This is a genomic window from Bradyrhizobium liaoningense, from assembly GCF_018130825.1.
GTDB lineage: Bacteria > Pseudomonadota > Alphaproteobacteria > Rhizobiales > Xanthobacteraceae > Bradyrhizobium > Bradyrhizobium liaoningense_B.
Window position 1 is genome coordinate 181747 of sequence record NZ_JAFCJS010000010.1, and the last position, 20810, is coordinate 202556.

16 protein-coding genes are annotated in these 20810 nt (G+C 65.3%); 10 read left to right on the forward strand and 6 right to left on the reverse strand.

Annotated features, from left to right (window positions below; genetic code table 11):
• Positions 1-66 precede the first annotated feature (66 nt).
• The 5 genes from JQ603_RS33450 (at position 67) to JQ603_RS33470 (ending at position 7280) form a co-directional block, all read left to right on the forward strand.
• Positions 67-3024: a 2-oxoglutarate dehydrogenase E1 component gene (locus tag JQ603_RS33450; protein WP_212346457.1), complete on the forward strand. Its 2958-nt coding sequence runs from the start codon at positions 67-69 to the stop codon at positions 3022-3024.
• Between the two features lie 171 nt (positions 3025-3195).
• Positions 3196-4440, forward strand: a complete 1245-nt coding sequence (gene odhB / locus JQ603_RS33455) for a 2-oxoglutarate dehydrogenase complex dihydrolipoyllysine-residue succinyltransferase (RefSeq protein ID WP_212346460.1) — start codon at positions 3196-3198, stop codon at positions 4438-4440.
• A gap of 55 nt (positions 4441-4495) precedes the next feature.
• Positions 4496-5257 (forward strand): SDR family oxidoreductase, encoded by a 762-nt coding sequence (locus JQ603_RS33460; RefSeq protein ID WP_212346463.1) that lies wholly within the window; start codon positions 4496-4498, stop codon positions 5255-5257.
• Between the two features lie 57 nt (positions 5258-5314).
• Entirely contained in the window at positions 5315-6715 is a 1401-nt protein-coding gene (gene lpdA, locus JQ603_RS33465; protein WP_212346466.1) for a dihydrolipoyl dehydrogenase, read from the forward strand.
• A 34-nt stretch (positions 6716-6749) separates the two neighbouring features.
• Positions 6750-7280 carry a hypothetical protein gene (locus JQ603_RS33470; RefSeq protein ID WP_212346469.1) on the forward strand — a complete coding sequence of 177 codons (531 nt, stop codon included), beginning with the start codon at positions 6750-6752 and terminating at the stop codon, positions 7278-7280.
• Positions 7281-7330: 50 nt separating this feature from the next.
• Here the strand turns inward: JQ603_RS33470 and JQ603_RS33475 are convergent, their stop codons facing one another.
• The 5 genes from JQ603_RS33475 to JQ603_RS33495 form a co-directional block, all read right to left on the reverse strand.
• Positions 7331-7921 (reverse strand): DUF4337 domain-containing protein, encoded by a 591-nt coding sequence (locus tag JQ603_RS33475; protein WP_212346472.1) that lies wholly within the window; start codon positions 7919-7921, stop codon positions 7331-7333.
• 100 nt (positions 7922-8021) lie between these two features.
• Entirely contained in the window at positions 8022-9560 is a 1539-nt protein-coding gene (locus tag JQ603_RS33480; protein ID WP_212346474.1) for a sulfatase-like hydrolase/transferase, read from the reverse strand.
• Between the two features lie 5 nt (positions 9561-9565).
• Entirely contained in the window at positions 9566-10969 is a 1404-nt protein-coding gene (locus JQ603_RS33485) for a methyltransferase domain-containing protein (RefSeq protein WP_212346477.1), read from the reverse strand.
• Positions 10956-11207: a hypothetical protein gene (locus JQ603_RS33490; protein ID WP_212346481.1), complete on the reverse strand. Its 252-nt coding sequence runs from the start codon at positions 11205-11207 to the stop codon at positions 10956-10958. Before JQ603_RS33490 ends, JQ603_RS33485 begins: the two co-directional genes overlap by 14 nt.
• Before the next feature lie 190 nt (positions 11208-11397).
• A complete protein-coding gene (locus JQ603_RS33495; RefSeq protein WP_212346483.1) occupies positions 11398-12363 on the reverse strand; it encodes a tyrosine recombinase XerC in 966 nt (321 codons plus the stop codon).
• Positions 12364-12476: 113 nt separating this feature from the next.
• Here JQ603_RS33495 and JQ603_RS33500 point away from each other — a divergent pair, with 113 nt between their 5' ends.
• Positions 12477-14687, forward strand: coding sequence for a primosomal protein N' (locus JQ603_RS33500; RefSeq protein ID WP_212346484.1), 2211 nt, complete (start codon positions 12477-12479; stop codon positions 14685-14687).
• 264 nt (positions 14688-14951) lie between these two features.
• Here JQ603_RS33500 and JQ603_RS33505 read toward each other — a convergent pair whose 3' ends face one another.
• The gene (locus JQ603_RS33505; RefSeq protein WP_212346486.1) at positions 14952-15449 is read right to left on the reverse strand and encodes a septal ring lytic transglycosylase RlpA family protein; all 498 of its coding nucleotides are present in this window, start codon (positions 15447-15449) and stop codon (positions 14952-14954) included.
• A gap of 650 nt (positions 15450-16099) precedes the next feature.
• Between JQ603_RS33505 and JQ603_RS33510 the strand changes: the two genes are divergently transcribed.
• From JQ603_RS33510 to atpD, 4 genes are all read left to right on the forward strand, one after another.
• Positions 16100-16660, forward strand: a complete 561-nt coding sequence (locus JQ603_RS33510; protein ID WP_212346488.1) for a F0F1 ATP synthase subunit delta — start codon at positions 16100-16102, stop codon at positions 16658-16660.
• Positions 16660-18189, forward strand: a complete 1530-nt coding sequence (atpA, locus tag JQ603_RS33515; protein ID WP_212346490.1) for a F0F1 ATP synthase subunit alpha — start codon at positions 16660-16662, stop codon at positions 18187-18189. The genes JQ603_RS33510 and atpA overlap by 1 nt, the downstream gene beginning before the upstream one ends.
• 145 nt (positions 18190-18334) lie before the next feature.
• A complete protein-coding gene (locus JQ603_RS33520; protein WP_212346492.1) occupies positions 18335-19207 on the forward strand; it encodes a F0F1 ATP synthase subunit gamma in 873 nt (290 codons plus the stop codon).
• 83 nt (positions 19208-19290) lie between these two features.
• Positions 19291-20724, forward strand: a complete 1434-nt coding sequence (atpD, locus tag JQ603_RS33525) for a F0F1 ATP synthase subunit beta (RefSeq protein WP_018643884.1) — start codon at positions 19291-19293, stop codon at positions 20722-20724.
• Positions 20725-20810: the final 86 nt, after the last annotated feature.

Genomic DNA, 20810 nt, shown 5'->3' on the forward strand with positions numbered 1-20810 from the left:
TCTGCCGGGGAGCTCGGCGCCAGCGCCGTTTGTTATGCGCGAACCGAAATCGCCAGGAACTCAAGTATGTCTCGCCAGGACGCGAACGCAGCCTTTGCCCTGTCATCCTTTTTGCAGGGCACCAACGCCACCTACATCGACGAAATCTACGCCCGCTACGAGAAGGACCCGTCCTCGGTCGACGCCGAGTGGCAGGAGTTCTTCAAGAGCCTCAACGACCAGCCCGCCGACGTCCGGAAGAACGCGGAAGGCCCGTCCTGGGAGCGGGACAACTGGCCGCTGACGCCCAAGGATGATCTGACCTCCGCCCTCGACGGCAACTGGGCCGAAGTCGAGAAGGCGGTCGGCGCCAAGATCGCCGCCAAGGCGCAGGCCAAGGGCGCCGACATCTCTTCCGCCGACGTGCTTCAGGCGACGCGCGACTCGGTCCGCGCCCTGATGCTGATCCGCTCCTACCGCATGCGCGGCCACTTCCACGCCAAGCTCGATCCGCTCGGCATCGAAGCCCAGCGCAACCGCGAAGAGCTCGATCCCCGCACCTACGGCTTCAGCGAAGCCGATTTCGACCGCAAGATCTTCCTCGATCACGTGCTCGGCCTCGAATACGGCACGCTGCGCGAGATCACCGCGATCTGCGAGCGCACCTACTGCCAGACGCTCGGCGTCGAGTTCATGCATATCAGCAATGCCGCGCAGAAGGCCTGGATCCAGGAGCGCATCGAGGGACCCGATAAGGAGATCTCGTTCACGCCTGAAGGGCGCAGAGCCATCCTGACGAAGCTGATCGAAGCCGAGGGTTTCGAAAAATTCTGCGACACCAAGTTCACCGGCACCAAGCGCTTCGGCCTCGATGGCGGTGAAGCGCTGATCCCCGCGCTCGAGCAGATCATCAAGCGCGGCGGCAATCTCGGCGTGAAGGAAATCGTGCTCGGCATGCCGCATCGCGGCCGCCTCAACGTGCTGACCCAGGTGTTGGGCAAGGCCCATCGCGCACTGTTCCACGAGTTCAAGGGCGGCTCGGCCAACCCCGACGCCGTCGAAGGCTCCGGCGACGTCAAGTACCACCTCGGCGCCTCCTCGGACCGCGAGTTCGACGGCAATCGCATCCATCTCTCGCTGACCGCCAACCCCTCGCATCTCGAGATCGTCGATCCCGTGGTGCTCGGCAAGGTGCGCGCCAAGCAGGACCAGCACGGCGATCCCCCGGACATGCGCATCTCGGTGATGCCGCTCCTGATGCACGGCGACGCTGCGTTCGCCGGCCAGGGCGTGGTCGCGGAGTGCTTCGGCCTGTCGGACCTGAAGGGCTACCGCACCGGCGGCTCCGTGCACTTCATCGTCAACAACCAGATCGGCTTCACCACTTATCCGCGCTACTCGCGCTCCTCGCCCTATCCGTCGGACGTGGCGAAGATGATCGACGCGCCGATCTTCCACGTGAATGGCGACGATCCGGAAGCCGTGGTGTTCGCCGCCAAGGTCGCGACCGAATTCCGGCAGAAGTTCCACAAGCCGGTCGTGATCGACATGTGGTGCTATCGTCGTTACGGCCACAACGAGGGCGATGAGCCCGCGTTCACTCAGCCCGTGATGTACAAGCGGATCGCGGCCCATCCCTCGACCCTCACTCTCTACTCGAAGCGCCTGATCGCCGAAGGCGTGGTCACCGAGGGCGAGGTCGACAAGCTGAAGGCCGACTGGCGCTCGCGGCTCGATGCCGAGTTCGAGGCCGGCACCTCCTACAAGCCGAACAAGGCCGACTGGCTCGACGGCAAGTGGTCCGGCTTCAAGATCGCCGATCAGGAAGAGGATGCGCGGCGCGGCGTCACCGGCGTCGACATCGCCACGCTGAAGGATATCGGCCGCAAGATCACCAAGGTGCCGGACGGCTTCCGCGTTCACCGCACCATCCAGCGTTTCCTCGATAACCGCTCGAAGGCGATCGACACCGGCGCCGGCATCGACTGGGCGACCGGCGAGGCGCTGGCGTTCTGCTCGCTGCTCAACGAAAACCATCACGTCCGTCTGTCCGGACAGGATTCGGAGCGCGGCACCTTCTCGCAGCGCCATTCGGTCCTGATCGACCAGGAGGACGAGAGCCGCTACACGCCGTTCAACCATCTCGGCCACGAGCAGGGCCATTACGAGGTCATCAACTCGCTGCTGTCGGAAGAAGCCGTGCTCGGCTTCGAATACGGCTATTCGCTCGCCGAGCCGAACACGCTGACGCTGTGGGAAGCCCAGTTCGGCGACTTCGCCAATGGTGCGCAGGTCGTGTTCGACCAGTTCATCTCCTCGGGCGAGCGCAAATGGCTGCGCATGTCCGGCCTCGTCTGCCTCTTGCCGCACGGCTATGAGGGCCAGGGTCCCGAGCACTCCTCGGCGCGCCTCGAGCGTTACCTGCAGATGTGCGCGGAAGACAACATGCAGGTGGTCTACCCGACCACGCCGGCCAACTACTTCCACGTGCTGCGCCGGCAGCTGCATCGCGAGATCCGCAAGCCGCTGATCATGATGACGCCGAAATCGCTGCTGCGTCACAAGCGGGCGGTGTCGCGTCTCGAGGAGCTCGCCAAGGGCACGACCTTCCACCGCATCCTCTACGATGACGCCCAGATGCTGCCGAACGAGGCCATCAAGCTCGTTCCGGACGAGAAGATCCGCCGCATCGTGCTGTGCTCCGGCAAGGTCTATTACGACCTCTACGAGGAGCGCGAGAAGCGCGGCATCGACGATATCTATCTGATGCGCGTCGAGCAGCTCTATCCGGTGCCGCTGAAGGCGCTGGTGGCCGAGCTGTCGCGCTTCAAGAAGGCCGAGATGGTGTGGTGCCAGGAAGAGCCCCGCAACATGGGTGCCTGGCACTTCATCGAGCCCTATCTGGAATGGGTGCTGAACCAGGTGAACGGCGTGAGCCGGCGTCCGCGTTATGTCGGCCGCGCCGCTTCCGCCGCGACCGCCACGGGTCTGATGTCCAAGCATCAGGCTCAGCTGAAGGCGTTCCTGGACGAAGCGCTGAGCTGAACTTTTTGAACTGCGTCATGCCCCGCCTTGTGCGCGACCGCGCACCGGGGCGGGGCATCCAGTAGCCGTGACGTGAATGCGAACGTCCCGGCTTGCTGGATGGCCTGCTTTTCGCAGGCCGATGACACCTGAATTCATGACCGCTACCGGCGATCCCTTAAGGAAGAGACCATGACTGAAATTCGTGTGCCGACGCTCGGCGAATCCGTCACCGAGGCCACCATCGGCCGCTGGTTCAAGAAGGCCGGCGATCCCGTCGCCGTCGACGAGCCCTTGGTGGAGCTCGAGACCGACAAGGTCACCATCGAGGTCCCCGCGCCCTCCGCCGGCACGCTGAGCGAGATCATCGCCGCCGATGGAGCGACGGTTGCGGTCGGCGCGCTGCTCGGTCAGATCACCGATGGTGCCGGCGCTGCCAAGCCCGCCGCTGCGCCCGCCAAGCCTGCCGCTGCTCCGGCGCCCGCCGCTGCGGCTCCGGCTGCTGCCGCTGCTGCGCCGAAGGCGCCGCCGGCCGATGCGCCGCTTGCCCCGTCCGTGCGCAAGCTGTCGGCCGAGACCGGCATCGATGCTTCGACCGTTCCCGGCTCCGGCAAGGATGGCCGCGTCACCAAGGGCGACATGCTCGCTGCGATCGAGCGCGCCGCGTCCGCGCCGACCCCGGTCAACCAGCCCGCCGCCGCCGTGCAGGTCCGCGCGCCGTCGCCGGCCGATGACGCCGCCCGCGAAGAGCGCGTCAAGATGACCCGCCTGCGCCAGACCATCGCGCGCCGCCTCAAGGACGTGCAGAACACCGCGGCCATGCTCACGACCTTCAACGAGGTCGACATGACCAACGTCATGGCGCTGCGTGCCCATTACAAGGATGCGTTCGAGAAGAAGCATGGCGCCAAGCTCGGCTTCATGGGCTTCTTCACCAAGGCCGTCGTGCAGGCGCTGAAGGACATCCCGGCGGTCAACGCCGAGATCGACGGCAGCGACCTGATCTACAAGAACTACTATCACATCGGCGTCGCCGTCGGCACCGACAAGGGCCTTGTCGTGCCCGTGGTGCGCGACTGCGACCACAAGTCGATCTCCGACATCGAGAAGGGCATCGCCGATTTCGGCCGCCGCGCCCGTGACGGCCAGCTCAAGATCGACGAGATGCAGGGCGGCACCTTCACCATCACCAATGGCGGCATCTACGGCTCGCTGATGTCGACCCCGATCCTGAACGCGCCGCAGTCCGGCATTTTGGGCATGCACAAGATCCAGGAGCGGCCGATGGTCGTCGGCGGCAAGATCGAGGTCCGCCCGATGATGTATCTGGCGCTGTCCTACGATCACCGCGTGATCGACGGCAAGGAAGCCGTCACCTTCCTGGTCCGCGTCAAGGAGAGCCTGGAAGATCCGGCGCGCCTGGTGCTCGATCTCTGATCCCTGATGCTCTGCGAGCGCCGTCGCCCTTTCGTGCGGCGGCGCGTGTCGAACCATGGAGGCGCGCGTGACGGATAAAGTCGTTGTCATCACCGGCGGCAGCCGCGGCATCGGGCGGGCGACTGCGATTGCAGCGGCCGCGCGCGGCTTTCGTGTCGTGGTCGGCTATGCCAGCAACAAGAAGGCCGCCGACGAGGTGGTCACGCAGATCGAGGCCAGCAACGGCAAGGCCATCGCGGTGAAATGCGATGTTGCCGAGGAAAGCGACATCCTCAGCCTGTTCAAGGAAGCCGACAAGTTCGGCACGCTGGGCGCCCTCGTCAACAACGGCGGCATCGTCGGCAAGAGCGGCGTGCGGGTCGACGAGATGTCGGCCGAACGCATCCAGCGCGTGATGGCCGTCAACGTCACCGGCTCCATCCTCTGCGCGCGCGAAGCGGTCAAGCGGATGTCGACCAAGCATGGCGGCAAGGGCGGCGTCATCGTCAACCTTTCCTCGGTCGCAGCCCGTCTCGGCGCACCCAATACCTATGTCGACTACGCCGCGTCCAAGGGCGCAGTCGATTCCTTCACCGTTGGCCTCGGCTATGAGGTCGCGAGCGAAGGCATCCGCGTCGCTGCGATCCGTCCCGGCCTGATCGACACCGAGATCCACGCCGCCGGCGGCGAGCCCGACCGCGCCCATCGTCTGGCCCACATGGTGCCGATGAAGCGCGTTGGCACCGCCGACGAAATCGCCAACGCCATCGTCTGGCTGATGTCGGACGAGGCCTCCTATGTCACCTCAGCCATACTCGATGTGTCCGGCGGACGCTGACGCGCCGCGCGGACGCTGACACATCCTCATCACGCTAAACCTACGGGACTTTCTCTCATGGCTACCTACGATCTCGTCGTCATCGGCACCGGACCGGGCGGTTATGTCTGCGCAGTGCGTGCAGCCCAGCTCGGCATGAAAGTCGCCGTGGTCGAAAAGAACGCCACCCTCGGCGGTACCTGCCTCAATGTCGGCTGCATGCCGTCCAAGGCGCTGCTGCACGCGTCCGAGATGTTCGAGGAAGCCGGGCACTCCTTCGCCAAGATGGGCGTGTCGGTGTCGTCGCCGAAGCTCGATCTTCCCGCGATGATGAACTTCAAGCAGCAGGGCATCGACGGCAACGTCAAGGGCGTCGAGTTCCTGATGAAGAAGAACAAGATCGACGTGCTCAAGGGCTCTGGCAAGATCCTCGGCACCGGCAAGGTCGAAGTCTCCACCGACGGCAAGTCGCAGGTGGTCGAGACCAAGAACATCGTGATCGCCACCGGCTCCGACATCGCGCGCCTCAAGGGCATCGAGATCGACGAGAAGCGCATCGTGTCCTCGACCGGCGCGCTGTCGCTGGAGAAGGTGCCAGGCAGATTGCTGGTCATTGGCGCCGGCGTGATCGGGCTCGAACTTGGCTCTGTGTGGCGCCGGCTTGGATCCGAAGTCATGGTGGTCGAATTCCTCGATCGCATCCTGCCCGGCATGGACGGCGAGATCGCCAAGCAATTCCAGCGCATCCTTGAAAAGCAGGGATTTGCATTCAAGCTGGGTTCGAAGGTCACCGGCGTCGAAGCGAACAGCAAGACATTGCTCGCGAAAATCGAACCGGCTGCCGGCGGTGCCGCCGAGACCATCGAGGCCGATGTCGTTCTCGTCTGCATCGGCCGCACGCCCTACACGGACGGGTTGGGCCTGAAGGAAGCCGGCGTTGCACTCGACCCGCGCGGCCGCGTCCAGATCGATCCGCATTTCGCCACCAGCCTGAAGGGCGTCTATGCCATCGGCGACGTCGTCGCCGGCCCGATGCTCGCACACAAGGCCGAGGACGAAGGCGTTGCGGTCGCGGAGATCATTGCCGGCCAGGCCGGCCACGTGAACTACGATGTGATCCCGGGTGTCGTGTATACCACGCCGGAAGTGTCCTCCGTCGGCAAGACCGAGGAGGAGCTGAAGCAGGCAGGCGTCGCTTATACCGTCGGGAAGTTTCCCTTTACCGCCAACGGCCGCTCCAAGGTCAACCAGACCACCGACGGCTTTGTGAAGATTCTCGCAGATGCGAAGACCGATCGCGTGCTCGGCGTGCACATTATCGGCATAGAGGCCGGCGAAATGATCCATGAAGCCTGCGTTCTCATGGAATTTGGTGGCAGTGCGGAAGATCTCGCGCGCACCTGCCACGCCCATCCGACCCGCTCGGAGGCCGTCAAGGAAGCCGCGCTTGCAGTCGGCAAGCGGGCCATCCATATGTAGGTTCGCGCCTAGCGAGGAATCGGGCGGGAAACACATGCTGCGCCGCCTTCTTCAACCGGTCTGGGTCCTGCTTGCGATCGTCTTCCTGATCGAAGCCTGGCTGTGGGACCATCTCGAACCGATCGTCGCGCGGGTTGTCGCAGCCATCCCGCTCGCACGTTTCAAGCAGTGGCTGACGGAGCGTGTCGACGCGCTGTCGCCGGCCATGACGCTGATCGTGTTCGCGGTCCCCATCATTCCGCTGTTTCCGCTCAAGCTGGTCGGCCTGTGGCTGCTCACGCATGAGTACTGGACCAGCGCGGTCTTCACGATCATTTTCGCAAAGCTCGCCGGCGTCGGCGTCACCGCCTTCGTGTTCGACGTCACGCGCGACAAGCTGTTGGAGATGCCCTGGTTCGAGCGGATCTATGATCTCGTGATGAAGGTGCGCGCCAAGGCGCACCTGCTGGTCGACCCGATCAAGCGCCGCATCCGCGAGCTGATCGCCGGCAACGGCGAAGGCTGGTCCGCCCGCACGCTGCGTATGATCCAGCGTTTTAGGAAGAGCGTGCACCAGGCGCGGTGAGCTTTCCGGGTGTCGTCCCGGCGAAGGCGGAGTTTGTTGCGCTCAGCCTCTCAATGCAAATGCACCAGGTGCGGCCACCACAGGCCGAGGGCGGTCATGATCAGGCCGGCGAGGGTCAGCACGCCGCCGACATAGGCCAGCGCGATCATGCCGGTGATGATGGTGGCGGACGCCAGCACGATGCCGATCTGGAAGGCGGCGGACGCCAGCTCGAAGTGGTGGTACTTCGCGGTCGCCTCGTCGCGCTGGTGCTCGGCATGTTTGGCCTTCTCGGCGAGCTGCTCGGTGCCTTCGCCGGTCTCGGGCTCGGAGCGGTAGCGCGCCGCGGTCTTGGTCCAGTCGTCGACCTGCTTCTGCACCGCCGCCCTCTGGGCGTCGTCGGCGGTGGCGCCGAGCGTGAGCTTGCCCTGCTCGGACGCGGTCAGCACCACGGTGCGGCGGATGCTCTTGGCCTGGAAGAACGCCCAGAGATTGGCGGCCTCGACGTTCTTGCTGATCGATTCGGTCTGGGCACCCTTGCCGAGCGTCTCCGAGATCGCCAAGAACAGCGCCAGCACGGCAATCAGGAGCGCGATCTTCTTGTTCGATCCGGACGCGTGCTCGGCGTGCTCGGCATGCTCCATGCTTTCATGTGCGCTCATATGACCTCCTGGATGTCGCTCGCTACGATTGACCGAATGCGCCGTCGGACGCAAGCGCCAAGCGCGTTCACCGGCATCGGCGGCGATGCCGCGCGAGGGCTCATCTCACGCGTTCGGAGGAATATTCGATGGCGCGGCCGAAATCCGCGCTGTCGTCATACGGTGTTACGAAAAAACGTGGATGATGCGGCTTGAACTCCGCGCCGGAGAGGCAGGCAAGCACCAGGGGAAACGTGTCGATCAGCGTCAGGTCGTCGGCAGCCATCGCACGACAAGGGTGGGGCAGCCGCATCGCGTTGAGGGCGCCGAACCGTTCGTGCAGATCCTCGTCTGTCCAGGCCGTCGGCGGCTTCTTGAATTGGCCACGGAAGGCCGTGCCGTGATCCGACTGAAGAATGATCAGGGCGCCGGGATCGGCCTGCGTGATGTCATGGAGCAGCGCCAGCGTCTGTGAATTGACGCAAGTCAGCTGCTCGATGAACGTCGGCCGCGCCTCCGGAATCCAGCGCTGGAGATCCGGATCGGCAGGGCGAAAACTGCAATCCGACCGGAAGCGGATCGGCGGATGCGGTGCGAGGACATGCGCATAGAGGAAGAATGGCGAAGGCATCGCACGGATGGCGTTCAGCTTCGCGTCGAGATCGTCGACGCCGCCCCATGCGAACGGCGTCGATTGCCGGCGCTGCACCACCAGGTCGACGAGCGGCGTGTTGGAGAGGATCGCTATATCGAGCTCGTCCAGACCGAGATTGCCGCGCACGCATCGCGGCTGGTCGGGTGCGCATTCGGTGAGGTAATCGTAGCCGTTCTCGAAATGCACATAGGTGTAGCCCGCCGACGTCAGGCGGGCCACGGTGCGGTTCTTGCCCCTGACACGTGCCTGCATGTCCTGCAACGGCAGCGGCCGCAGCGTCTCGCCCTCGCTCTCGACGGTGTAGTCGAAACTCGCCGTGCTGGAGATCGAGTTGACGGTGGCGGGAAAATTGGAGCGGCTCCTGGCCAGCACGGCGAAGTCGAGCCCGCGCAGCGACCGGATGAAGTCGCTGTTGTCGAACTTGAAATCCTCGGCGAGCACGTCCTGCCGCGGATACCCGTCGAGCACGATCCAGTAGATGTTGGGCGAGCGCGCAAAACGCTCGCGCGTCCCGGCGCTGTCGGATGCGGCGGTGTGCGCGGGGCCGTCGCGCAGCGCAAAGGCCGCAATGCGCGCGATCGAAGGCGCTGCGAATGCGGCCGACAGAACCAGGGCGACCGATACGGCGGCACGATTGCGGATGGCGGCGAGCGCCACGATGCCGATGACCGAGGTCGCCGCAACCCAGGCCAGCGGCGCGAGCTGGCCGAGATGCGCCTTCAGCTCGCGCTGGATCAGGCCGACATCGTAGGAGAAGAAGACGAACACCATCAATCCCGTCGCGAGCAGGATGCGCCAGAGCGGAAGCCTCCGCAGCAGGATCTTCAAGCCGGCCGCGACGATCGCCGTGATCGCCACAGTGCCGGCGGCGTAGTGCAGGACCCGGCCGGGACCGGCGAGCGCGGCGATATTCTCGGCGTAGAAATCGAGCAGCGCCACCGTCGACAGCGCCGCGGCCGTCGCCAGCGATCGCAGCAGCAGCCAGTGATCGTCTCGCCTGCGCATCGCGGCTAGCCGGCCACGCGTTCGAATTCGTACAGCGCGCGGCCGCCGGCCGCGAGCTCGAGCCGCCGCACGATGCGCGCGTGGCGGCCGAGCGCCTGCTCGAATCGACCGCTGTCGTAGTCGGCAAAGATGTCGCGCCGCAGCCGCAGCATGCGCTGGACCATCGGATCCGCCTTCGGCACGAATTCGATCACGCCGCGCGGTGCGAGGCCGACGAGCCACTCCGCCACGAAGGGCAGGGGCACGTTGCGGCCGATCGCGAGGTGATGCACCAGCGCCAGCGCGATGACGGCGTCGGCGTTGCGGCGCGAGGAGAGGCCGGTTCGCTCGGCCTCGGCCCAGCCCTGCGCGGGGCTCGGGTTTGCCGCATCGGAGAACAGCGGCAGGAAGTCGAGGTGGCCGGCCGCCGCGCGCGCTGCCGCGCCCTCCAGCGCATCGAGGTCGGCATCGAAGCCGATCACGGATTTCGCACCGTTCTGCAGCAGCGCCTCGGCGTAACGGCCGGTGTTGCAGCCGATGTCCCAGGCGCTGGCGGGCGCATGGCGGCGGGCGAAATCCGCGACGAAATCCCGCTTCCGGCGCTCTTCGTCGCCGGCGTAGGAGACGTTATCGGTCTCGTAGCGCTGCCATTCCGTCGGCGCGATCGCTTTCGGCGCCAGCTTCGAGATCCAGCGATGCAGCCGTCGCAGCAGCAGTTGCAGCGCGGCTTTTGGCAGCGGGCGCGCCGGACGGGTGGTGGCATCCGGCGCATGCCGCGCGCGTCGCTGCATAAGGTCGGGCAGGGTGATGTTGGTCAGGATGTCGGGCGCGAGCCAGCGCCTGAAGCGGCCCAGCAGCGCGACGATGTCGCGGCTCGCGATGCCCTCGAGCGCGCCGCGATACCAGGAATTGTGCGCGATCCCGAACAGCGCCCGCAGCAGCAGCGGGTTGACGAATTGCTCGATGAACTGGCGCTGGCCGGTCCAGTAGTCGCCGTCGCGGTAAGGCACGAAGGAGGAGATGTCGATGAAGACGGGACGGTGGCCTGCGAACTGGACGTTGTAGGCGCTCGCATCCGACAGCGCGAAATCGAAATCGAGTGCGCGCAGCTGCACGTCGAGGTGCAGCAGCGCGGCGCGCTTGAGCAGGGCGAACGGCCATTCGTAAGGGTAGGAGATGAACGGCAGTCTCGGATGCACGAGCACACGTGTGCCGCGCGCGGGCTCCGGCATGTCGGTTAGCACCGCCGCATCGGCCTCTTCCGCGCCGATGATCCAGCCCCGGCCGAGCAGATCGTCATAGGCGCCGGAGGATTTCAGCAGCAGGAAATTCCGCTCGGCCTCGCCGTTGACGGAGCGAAGGATCGCGCCGCCCGATGCGAAGACGGTGGCGGACGGATCGCGGAAAGAGCCGGGATCACGGCTGGCCATTGCTTGAGGGGTCCTTGGGCCAGCTCCGCGGATGTGCCTTCGATCGCCAGAACCATCCCAGGATCCGCCGCCCATAGGCACGGATGGCAATCAGGCCGCCGGCAATGGCCGCGATCAGGCTCTGCACCGCGAATGCGCCCGTCCCCGGATCGAGATAGGCGTAGGCACTGGTCGGCATCAGCGCGGCGAGACACGCCAGCATGGTCACGAAGACCACGGGAGATTTCTTGTTCTTCATGGAAGCCCCGTCACGACAGGGACGACCGGCCATGCCGGGCCGGGCGCACTATCTGTGACAGAGCGTAGCACTCCACTCCGGCGCGTAACCTTAAATCTTGTCCATCAAGGCGGGGATCGCCCGATTTCCGCCACCGCGGCACCGCCGCATTCCGCAAATAAGGCAGGCGGGAAATGCTCTGAAATAATTTTCAGCGCCGCGGATGCGCGCTGGCATAGACCTCGAGCAGGCGCTCGGAATCGATGCCGGTGTAGACCTGCGTGGTCGAGAGCGAGGAATGGCCGAGCAGCTCCTGGATCGCGCGCAGGTCGCCGCCGCGCGAGAGCAGGTGCGTGGCGAAGGAATGGCGGAGCGCGTGCGGCGTGGCGCTGTCGGGCAGGCCGAGCGCGCCGCGCAGGCGTTCCATCGCGAGCTGGATGATACGCGGGCTCAAGGGACCGCCGCGCGCGCCGACGAAGATCGGGCCTTCCGCCGGCAGCGGATACGGGCACATCGCAACGTATTCCTGCACCAGCTCCAGCACGTTCTGCAGCACCGGCACCATGCGCGTCTTGTTGCCCTTGCCTGTCACGATCAGCACGTCGCCTTCGCCGGGCCGCGGCACCTCGCGGCGTTTCAGGCCGAGCGCTTCGGAGATGCGCAGTCCCGAGCCATACAAGAGCGCCATCACCGCGGCATCGCGCACAAGGATCCAGGTCTCGCGTTCCTCGCCGGCGCGCTCGTCGGCATCGGCAAGACGCTTTGCCGATGCCATCGGCAACGGTTTTGGCAGGCTCTTGGCGACTTTCGGCGCACGGATCGCGGAGAGCGCGCCGACCTTGCCCTTGCCTTCGCGCTCGAGGAAGCGGCCGAACGAGCGCAGGCCCGCCAGCGCGCGCATCAGGCTGCGGCCGGCGATGTCGTCGGCGCGGCGCATCGCCATGAAGGCGCGGACGTCGGTCGCTTCCAGCGCGGCGAACCGTTTGAGCGTCACGCGCTCGCCCCAATGGCTGCAAAGGAAGTCCAGGCACTGCCGCAAGTCCCGGCCATAGGCCTCCAGCGTCTTCGGCGACAGCCGCCGCTCGGCGCCGAGATGCGCCAGCCAGCGCGTCATTTCCTGCGCGATCGAGGGATCGGCGCTGGCAAGCTCGATCAAGGGGGCGGCCGCTTTGCTCATGCGCTCTGGACGTGGTGATTCCGCACAGTATATCGCATCACACCCGTTTACTGTTCGCTAAGGCCGCCCTGCGGCGTTAGCTTCAAGACCCCAAGGTTCCGATTCTCCCTTCCATGGATCACAGCTCGCGTAGCAACACCGCCCCCGCCACCGCGACCCGCATGGTCGACGTGCTGGTGCCGGTCGCGCTCGACCAGACCTATTCCTACAAGGTGCCGCGCGGCATGGAGCTGAAGGCGGGCGATCTCCTCAGCGTGCCGCTCGGCGCGCGCGAGGTGCTGGGCGTGGTCTGGGGCGAGAACGCCAATCCCGATCCGCGCCTGCATAACCGTCTCAAGGAGGTCAGCGAGAAGCTCGACGTCGCACCGCTGAAGCCCGAATTGCGCCAGGTCGTCGACTGGGTCGCCAATTACACGCTGAGCCCGCGCGGCATGGTGCTGCGCATGTGCCTGCGGATGGGCGACAATCTCGGCCCCGAGCGGGTGCGTCCCGGCGTGCGCCTGACCGGCGATCCGCCGCGGCGGCTGACGCCGGCGCGGCAACGGGTGATCGAGGTGCTGTCGGACCGGCTGCTGCACGGCAAGTCGGAGGCGGCCAGGGAGGCCGGCGTCTCGGCCGGCGTGATCGACGGCCTCGTCGACGAAGGCACGCTCACGGTCGAGCCGATGCCGCCGCCTGCGCCGCCGCCGCCGCCCGATCCGGATTACGGCCGGCCAGATTTCTCGCCGCTGCAGCGCACGGCGGCCGATACGCTACGTGCGCTCGCCGCTAACGGCACGTTCCATGTCGCGCTGCTCGACGGCGTCACCGGCTCCGGCAAGACCGAGGTCTATTTCGAAGCCGTGGCCGAGGCGATCCGCCGCGGAAAACAGTCGCTGATCCTGATGCCGGAAATCGCGCTCACCGGCCAGTTCCTCGACCGCTTCGCGCAGCGCTTCGGCGTGCGGCCGATCGAATGGCACTCCGAACTGACGCCGCGCACCCGCGCGCGCAACTGGGCAGCGATCTCCGAAGGCAGCGCGCCGGTCGTCGTCGGCGCGCGCTCGGCGCTGTTTTTGCCTTACGCCAATCTCGGGCTCATCGTCGTCGATGAAGAGCACGACCAGGCCTACAAGCAGGACGAGGGCGTGCACTATCACGCCCGCGACATGGCGGTGGTGCGCGCGCATATCGCCAAGATTCCGGTCGTGCTGGCCTCCGCGACGCCGTCGGTCGAATCCGAGGTCAATGCGCGCAAGAACCGCTATCAGCGCATCGCGCTGCCCTCGCGCTTCGGTGGCCAGCACATGCCGCATATCGAGGCGATCGACCTGCGCCGCGAGCCGCCCGCGCGCGGCCGCTATATCTCGCCGCGCTTGGCCTCCGAGATCAGAACCGCGATCGAAAAGCGCGAGCAGGCGCTGCTGTTCCTCAATCGCCGCGGCTATGCGCCGCTGACGCTGTGCCGCGGCTGCGGCCATCGCTTCGCCTGCACCATCTGCGATGCCTGGCTGGTCGATCACCGCTTCCGCCAGCGCCTGGTCTGTCACCATTGCGGCTTCTCGATGCCGCGCCCGCATCTCTGCCCGCACTGTTCGGCCGAGGAATCGCTGGTCGCGGTCGGTCCCGGCGTCGAGCGCCTGCAGGAGGAGGCGGCCGCGCTGTTCCCGGAAGCGCGCACCATGGTGCTGTCGAGCGACCTCATCACATCGATCGAGACGATGCGCAGCGAGCTCGCCGAGATCGCGGAAGGCCGCGTCGACATCATCATCGGCACGCAGCTGGTGGCCAAGGGGCACAATTTTCCGCGGCTCAATCTGGTCGGCGTGGTCGATGCCGATCTTGGTCTCTCCAACGGCGATCCGCGCGCGGCGGAGCGGACCTGGCAATTGCTCAACCAGGTGATCGGCCGCGCCGGCCGCGAGCAGGGCCGCGGCGTCGGCTATCTGCAAACCCATCAGCCCGATCATCCCGTGATGAAGGCGTTGATCGCCTGCGACCGCGAGGCCTTCTACGACAGCGAGATCGACCTGCGCGAGAGGACGCTCTATCCGCCGTTCGGCCGGCTCGCGAGCCTGATCATTTCCGCCGGCGACCGCCCGAGCGCGGAAGGTCTCGGCCGCCGTCTCGTCGCGCTCGCGCCGCGCGACGAGCGCGTGGTGGTGCTGGGGCCGGCCGAGGCGCCGCTCGCGGTCATCAAGGGCCGCTACCGCTTCCGCATCCTGGTGAAATCGGCGCGCGGTTTCGATCTCTCGGACTATTTGCGCAACTGGCTCGCGGTGTGTCCGAAGCCGACCGGCAATCAGAAGCTGGAAGTGGACGTCGATCCGCAGAGCTTTTTGTAATTCTCAAGCTCTCGTAGGGTGGGCAAAGCGCGCGTCTTCGTTCGAAGAACGAAGGCGTAAGCGTGCCCACCATTGAAATTGGTGGGCACGCTTCCGTCGCCGCTCTGCGAGCGCCGGAGGATGCTTTGCCCACCCTACGGCAGCTTCATCCCGGCTACGAAAAACAAACAAAAAGCCCGCGGTCCCCCAAGACCGCGGACTTGTTTTCATGCGCGCATCAAACTGATGGAAAGTGCGCGAGCAATGTGAGGCGCCTCGAACGCCTTAGGAGACGACTTCTGCGGTGACGCGGCCGACGCCGGCGCCGGTGAGGCCGATGGCGCGGGCAGCGCCGGTGGAGAGATCGAGGACACGGCCGCGAATGAACGGGCCGCGGTCATTGATGGTGACGATGACGCTCTGGCCGCCATGGGTGACGCGCAGCTTGGTGCCGAACGGCAGCGAACGGTGTGCTGCGGTCATGGCGTTCTGGTTGAAGCGCTGGCCCGACGCGGTCCGGCTGCCGGACTCGTTGCCGTAATAGGACGCCATGCCGGAGAAGCTGCGGCCGGTGCCCGAGGACGACGTCATCGCCGCGTTGGCGTTGCGCCAATCGGGGGTCGCGTTGGTATCGGCCTGGGCGTGGTGGCGGTGATGATGCCGGTGATGCCTGGATTTGGCGGACGCCTCGGTGGCGGTTCCCCCGACGATCAGAGTGGCGGCGACGAAAGCGATCGCCGTTCGCGGCCGGGTCACGGTGCCCAGCGTCTTCAAAGACAGCATTTCTTGGTCCCTAAGCTAGTATTGCCACATATGTGGCTAGTGGAGCCCCCATCAGTTTGTGAGCGATTTGGCGTTTCGATTCGCAATGAGGCGTGAATTGGGCAGTAAATCCGCTCGGGGTCGTCATGAAATATCTTGTTACCGCCGCACGATATTCGACCGATGTTTCGTAGTCTTCGGCTTTAACGATTTATTAAGCTCAGTATTACTTGCGAATACTGTAAAGCGAAGTCATCGCCCCCGGCATTTAGAATTGGGTAAGTATTCGGCGAGTGGAACGGAGGAGGCGGGAATCACGCCTCAGCGATCCGTGTTCATGGCGGGTATGCGCTGGCGGCAGGAACCAAAGCGCAGATTGCCGCCGTCAGGCTCGGGGCAATTCCGTGGCGCGGCAGGTCCGTCGCCTTCACGGCCGGAGAGTCCTCGCGACGTGCGACGAACTGGCGACAGAACCCCGTGCCTTTAATTTGGCGTCATGTTGCACGTGCGCGCCTGCTATGTTAGCAAAGCCGCGATTTTAACGGACCCGGCACTTCCCGTGTCGGCCGGAAATCAAAGTCCCGCTTGAATTCCAAGGGCTTGGATCGCTAGGCGCTGCTTCGCGGCGACGGTTTTTCCCTTGCGAGTTTGACAGCAAAAAGAGCGCGTCTGTGGCTGCAGAAGATACGTCCGTTTCAGGTGTGTCCGGCCGTTATGCAACGGCCTTGTTTGAACTGGCCCGCGACCAGAAATTGGTCGACGAGGTCAAAGCCGATCTCGACAAATTCGATGCCTTGCTGACCGAGAGCGCCGATCTCAAGCGCCTCGTCCGCAGCCCGGTGTTCGCGGCCGATGCCCAGTCCAAGGCCCTCTCGGCCGTGCTGGACAAGGCCGGCATTGCCGGGATCTCCGCCAATTTCCTCAAAGTGCTGACCGCCAACCGCCGCCTGTTCGCGGTGGCCGACGTCATCCGCGCCTATCGCGTCCTCGTCGCCAAGTTCAAGGGCGAGACGACGGCCGACGTCACGGTGGCGGAAGCGCTCTCTGACAAGAATCTCGACGCCCTCAAGGTTGCCCTGAAGTCGGTGACCGGCAAGGACGTCGCGCTGAACGTGAAAGTCGATCCCTCGATCATCGGTGGCCTCGTCGTCAAGCTGGGCAGCCGCATGGTCGATGGTTCGCTTCGCACCAAACTCAATTCGATCAAGCACGCGATGAAAGAGGCAGGCTGATGGACATCCGCGCCGCGGAAATTTCCGCGATCCTCAAGGACCAGATCAAGAATTTCGGCCAGGAAGCTGAAGTCTCCGAAGTCGGACAGGTGCTGTCCGTCGGCGACGGTATCGCCCGCGTCTACGGTCTGGACAACGTCCAGGCCGGTGAAATGGTCGAGTTCGAGAACGGCACCCGCGGCATGGCGCTGAACCTCGAAACCGACAACGTCGGTGTCGTTATTTTCGGTGCCGACCGTGAGATTAAGGAAGGCCAGACCGTCAAGCGCACCCGCGCCATCGTGGACGCGCCGGTCGGCAAGGGCCTGCTCGGCCGCGTCGTCGACGCGCTCGGCAACCCGATCGACGGCAAGGGCCCGATCCAGGCCGACAAGCGCATGCGCGTCGACGTCAAGGCGCCCGGCATCATTCCGCGCAAGTCGGTGAGCGAGCCGATGGCGACCGGCCTCAAGGCGATCGATGCCCTGATCCCGATCGGCCGCGGCCAGCGCGAGCTGATCATCGGCGACCGTCAGACCGGCAAGACCGCGATCGCGCTCGACACCATCCTGAACCAGAAGCCGCTCAACGCGCAGCCCGACGAGAACATCAAGCTGTACTGCGTCTACGTCGCGGTCGGCCAGAAGCGTTCGACCGTCGCGCAGTTCGTGAAGGTTCTGGAAGAGCAGGGCGCGCTCGAATATTCGATCGTCGTCGCCGCCACCGCCTCCGATCCGGCGCCGATGCAGTACATCGCCCCCTTTACTGCCTGCACCATGGGCGAATTCTTCCGCGATAACGGCATGCACGCCGTCATCATCTATGACGATCTGTCCAAGCAGGCCGTCGCCTACCGCCAGATGTCGCTGCTGCTGCGCCGCCCGCCGGGCCGCGAAGCTTACCCGGGCGACGTCTTCTATCTGCACTCCCGCCTGCTCGAGCGCGCCGCGAAGCTCAGCAAGGACCATGGCTCGGGTTCGCTGACCGCGCTGCCGGTCATCGAAACCCAGGCCAACGACGTGTCGGCCTACATCCCGACCAACGTCATCTCGATCACCGACGGTCAGATCTTCCTGGAAACCGACCTGTTCTTCCAGGGCATCCGTCCCGCGGTGAACGTCGGTCTGTCGGTGTCGCGCGTCGGCTCCTCGGCGCAGACCAAGGCCACCAAGAAGGTCGCCGGCAAGATCAAGGGCGAGCTCGCGCAGTACCGCGAAATGGCGGCGTTCGCGCAGTTCGGCTCCGACCTCGACGCCTCGACCCAGCGCCTGCTCAACCGCGGCTCGCGCCTGACCGAACTCCTGAAGCAGCCGCAGTTCTCGCCGCTGAAGATGGAAGAGCAGGTCTGCGTGATCTGGGCCGGCACCAACGGCTATCTCGATCCGCTGCCGATCAACAAGGTGCGCTCGTTCGAGGACGGCCTGCTCTCGCTGCTGCGCGGCAAGCACGTCGACATCCTCAACTCGATCCGCGACAGCCGCGATCTCTCCGACGACACCGCTGGCAAGCTGAAGTCGGTGGTCGAAGGCTTTGCGAAGAGCTTCGCGTAACGGCAAGCATGGCCGGATTCGTCCGGCCATGACCGCTTCGCGAGAGGCAAACCAATAAGACGCATGCCCGGCGCCCGGCCGGGCATTGCAGTAGGGACAGGCTAGCGGTCCGACGCTTCAGTCGAACCGCCGGGGTGAACGAAGAATGGCGTCACTTAAAGACATGCGCGTCCGCATCGCCTCCACCAAGGCGACGCAAAAGATCACCAAGGCCATGCAGATGGTCGCGGCCTCGAAGCTGCGCCGCGCGCAGACCGCGGCGGAAGCTGCGCGTCCCTATGCCGACAAGATGAGCGCGGTGATCTCCAACATCGCCGGCGCTGCGGCGGGCTCGCCCGGCGCGCCGGCGCTGCTGGCCGGCACCGGCCGCGATCAGGTTCACCTGCTGCTGGTCTGCACCGGCGAGCGCGGCCTGTCCGGCGCCTTCAACTCCTCGATCGTGCGTCTCGCCCGCGAGCGCGCGCTTGCTCTGATGAACCAGGGCAAGGAAGTGAAATTCTTCTGCGTCGGTCGCAAGGGCTACGAGCAGCTCCGCCGCCAGTTCGACAAGCAGATCGTCGAGCACCTCGATTTGCGCAGCGTCCGCCAGCTCGGCTTCGTCAACGCCGAGGACATCGCCAAGAAGATTCTGGCCCGTTTCGAGGCCGGCGAGTTCGACGTCTGCACGCTGTTCTACTCGCGCTTCCGTTCGGTGATCGCGCAGATCCCGACCGCCCAGCAGATCATCCCGCTGGTGGTCGAGGAGGGCACTGCCGCCAGCACGACCTCTTACGAATACGAGCCGGAGGAGGACGAGATCCTCACCCGCCTGCTGCCGCGCAACCTCGCGGTCCAGATCTTCCGCGCACTGCTCGAGAACAACGCCTCGTTCTACGGCGCGCAGATGAGCGCGATGGACAACGCGACGCGCAACGCCGGTGAGATGATCCGCAAGCAGACGCTGGTCTACAACCGCACGCGTCAGGCGCAGATCACCAAGGAACTGATCGAAATCATCTCGGGTGCCGAGGCCGTCTGACCAAGACGGATTGGCACTCATCACACGCAACATCCCGGTCAAATTGACTGTGGTCTAGAAGTTCGGATCGAAGGAGACATTCAATGGCAGCCCAGGTTGGTCGCGTCACCCAGGTCATCGGCGCCGTCGTCGACGTGCAGTTCGAAGGCCACCTCCCGGCCATTCTCAACTCGCTCGAGACCAAGAACGGCGGCAACCGCCTGGTGCTCGAAGTCGCCCAGCATCTCGGCGAGTCCACCGTCCGCACCATCGCGATGGACACCACCGAGGGTCTGGTCCGCGGCCAGGAAGTGACCGATACCGGTTCGCCGATCCGCGTTCCCGTCGGCGAGGGCACGCTCGGCCGCATCATCAACGTCATCGGCGAGCCGATCGACGAAGCCGGTCCCGTCAAGTCGGAAGGCCTGCGCGCCATCCACCAGGAAGCGCCGACCTACACCGACCAGTCCACGGAAGCTGAAATTCTCGTCACCGGCATCAAGGTCGTCGACCTGCTGGCTCCCTACGCGAAGGGCGGTAAGATCGGCCTGTTCGGCGGCGCCGGCGTCGGCAAGACCGTGCTGATTCAGGAGCTGATCAACAACGTCGCGAAGGCGCACGGTGGTTACTCCGTGTTCGCCGGCGTCGGCGAGCGTACCCGCGAGGGCAACGACCTCTATCACGAGTTCATCGAGTCCAAGGTCAATGCCGATCCGCACAATCCGGATCCGAGCGTGAAGTCGAAGTGCGCGCTGGTGTTCGGCCAGATGAACGAGCCGCCGGGCGCCCGCGCCCGCGTCGCGCTGACCGGTCTGACCATCGCGGAAGACTTCCGCGACAAGGGCCAGGACGTGCTGTTCTTCGTCGACAACATCTTCCGCTTCACCCAGGCCGGCTCGGAAGTGTCGGCGCTGCTCGGCCGTATTCCTTCGGCGGTGGGTTATCAGCCGACGCTCGCGACCGACATGGGCGCGCTGCAGGAGCGCATCACCACCACGCAGAAGGGCTCGATCACCTCGGTGCAGGCCATCTACGTTCCGGCCGACGACTTGACCGACCCGGCGCCCGCGACCTCGTTCGCGCATCTTGACGCGACCACCACGCTGTCGCGCTCGATCGCTGAAAAGGGCATCTACCCGGCGGTGGACCCGCTCGACTCGACCTCGCGCATGCTCTCCCCGCTGGTCGTCGGCGAGGAGCACTACGCGGTCGCCCGCCAGGTCCAGCAGGTGCTGCAGCGCTACAAGGCGCTCCAGGACATCATCGCCATTCTCGGCATGGACGAGCTTTCGGAAGAGGACAAGCTGACCGTGGCCCGCGCCCGCAAGGTCGAGCGCTTCATGTCGCAGCCGTTCCACGTCGCCGAAATCTTCACGGGCTCGCCCGGCAAGTTCGTCGACCTCGCCGACACCATCAAGGGCTTCAAGGGCCTGGTGGAAGGCAAGTACGACCACCTGCCGGAAGCCGCCTTCTACATGGTCGGCACCATCGAAGAAGCCGTCGAGAAGGGCAAGAAGCTGGCGGCGGAAGCCGCCTAAGCTGGCGAATAGCGAATAGGGAGCGGCGAATAGCTGCTCCCTGTTTCAACCACTCGCCATTCGCCACTCACCATTCGCAGGTTTCT

Bases quoted from the DNA above. Each gene is read 5' to 3' on its own strand.
- JQ603_RS33470 (WP_212346469.1), top strand. From the start codon at position 6,750: ATGCTGCGCCGCCTTCTTCAACCGGTCTGGGTCCTGCTTGCGATCGTC.
- JQ603_RS33500 (WP_212346484.1), top strand. From the start codon at position 12,477: ATGGATCACAGCTCGCGTAGCAACACCGCCCCCGCCACCGCGACCCGC.
- JQ603_RS33485 (WP_212346477.1), bottom strand. From the start codon at position 10,969: ATGGCCAGCCGTGATCCCGGCTCTTTCCGCGATCCGTCCGCCACCGTC.
- JQ603_RS33475 (WP_212346472.1), bottom strand. From the start codon at position 7,921: ATGAGCGCACATGAAAGCATGGAGCATGCCGAGCACGCCGAGCACGCG.
- JQ603_RS33490 (WP_212346481.1), bottom strand. From the start codon at position 11,207: ATGAAGAACAAGAAATCTCCCGTGGTCTTCGTGACCATGCTGGCGTGT.
- odhB (WP_212346460.1), top strand. From the start codon at position 3,196: ATGACTGAAATTCGTGTGCCGACGCTCGGCGAATCCGTCACCGAGGCC.
- atpD (WP_018643884.1), top strand. From the start codon at position 19,291: ATGGCAGCCCAGGTTGGTCGCGTCACCCAGGTCATCGGCGCCGTCGTC.
- JQ603_RS33520 (WP_212346492.1), top strand. From the start codon at position 18,335: ATGGCGTCACTTAAAGACATGCGCGTCCGCATCGCCTCCACCAAGGCG.
- lpdA (WP_212346466.1), top strand. From the start codon at position 5,315: ATGGCTACCTACGATCTCGTCGTCATCGGCACCGGACCGGGCGGTTAT.
- JQ603_RS33505 (WP_212346486.1), bottom strand. From the start codon at position 15,449: ATGCTGTCTTTGAAGACGCTGGGCACCGTGACCCGGCCGCGAACGGCG.
- JQ603_RS33460 (WP_212346463.1), top strand. From the start codon at position 4,496: ATGGAGGCGCGCGTGACGGATAAAGTCGTTGTCATCACCGGCGGCAGC.
- atpA (WP_212346490.1), top strand. From the start codon at position 16,660: ATGGACATCCGCGCCGCGGAAATTTCCGCGATCCTCAAGGACCAGATC.
- JQ603_RS33480 (WP_212346474.1), bottom strand. From the start codon at position 9,560: ATGCGCAGGCGAGACGATCACTGGCTGCTGCTGCGATCGCTGGCGACG.
- JQ603_RS33450 (WP_212346457.1), top strand. From the start codon at position 67: ATGTCTCGCCAGGACGCGAACGCAGCCTTTGCCCTGTCATCCTTTTTG.
- JQ603_RS33495 (WP_212346483.1), bottom strand. From the start codon at position 12,363: ATGAGCAAAGCGGCCGCCCCCTTGATCGAGCTTGCCAGCGCCGATCCC.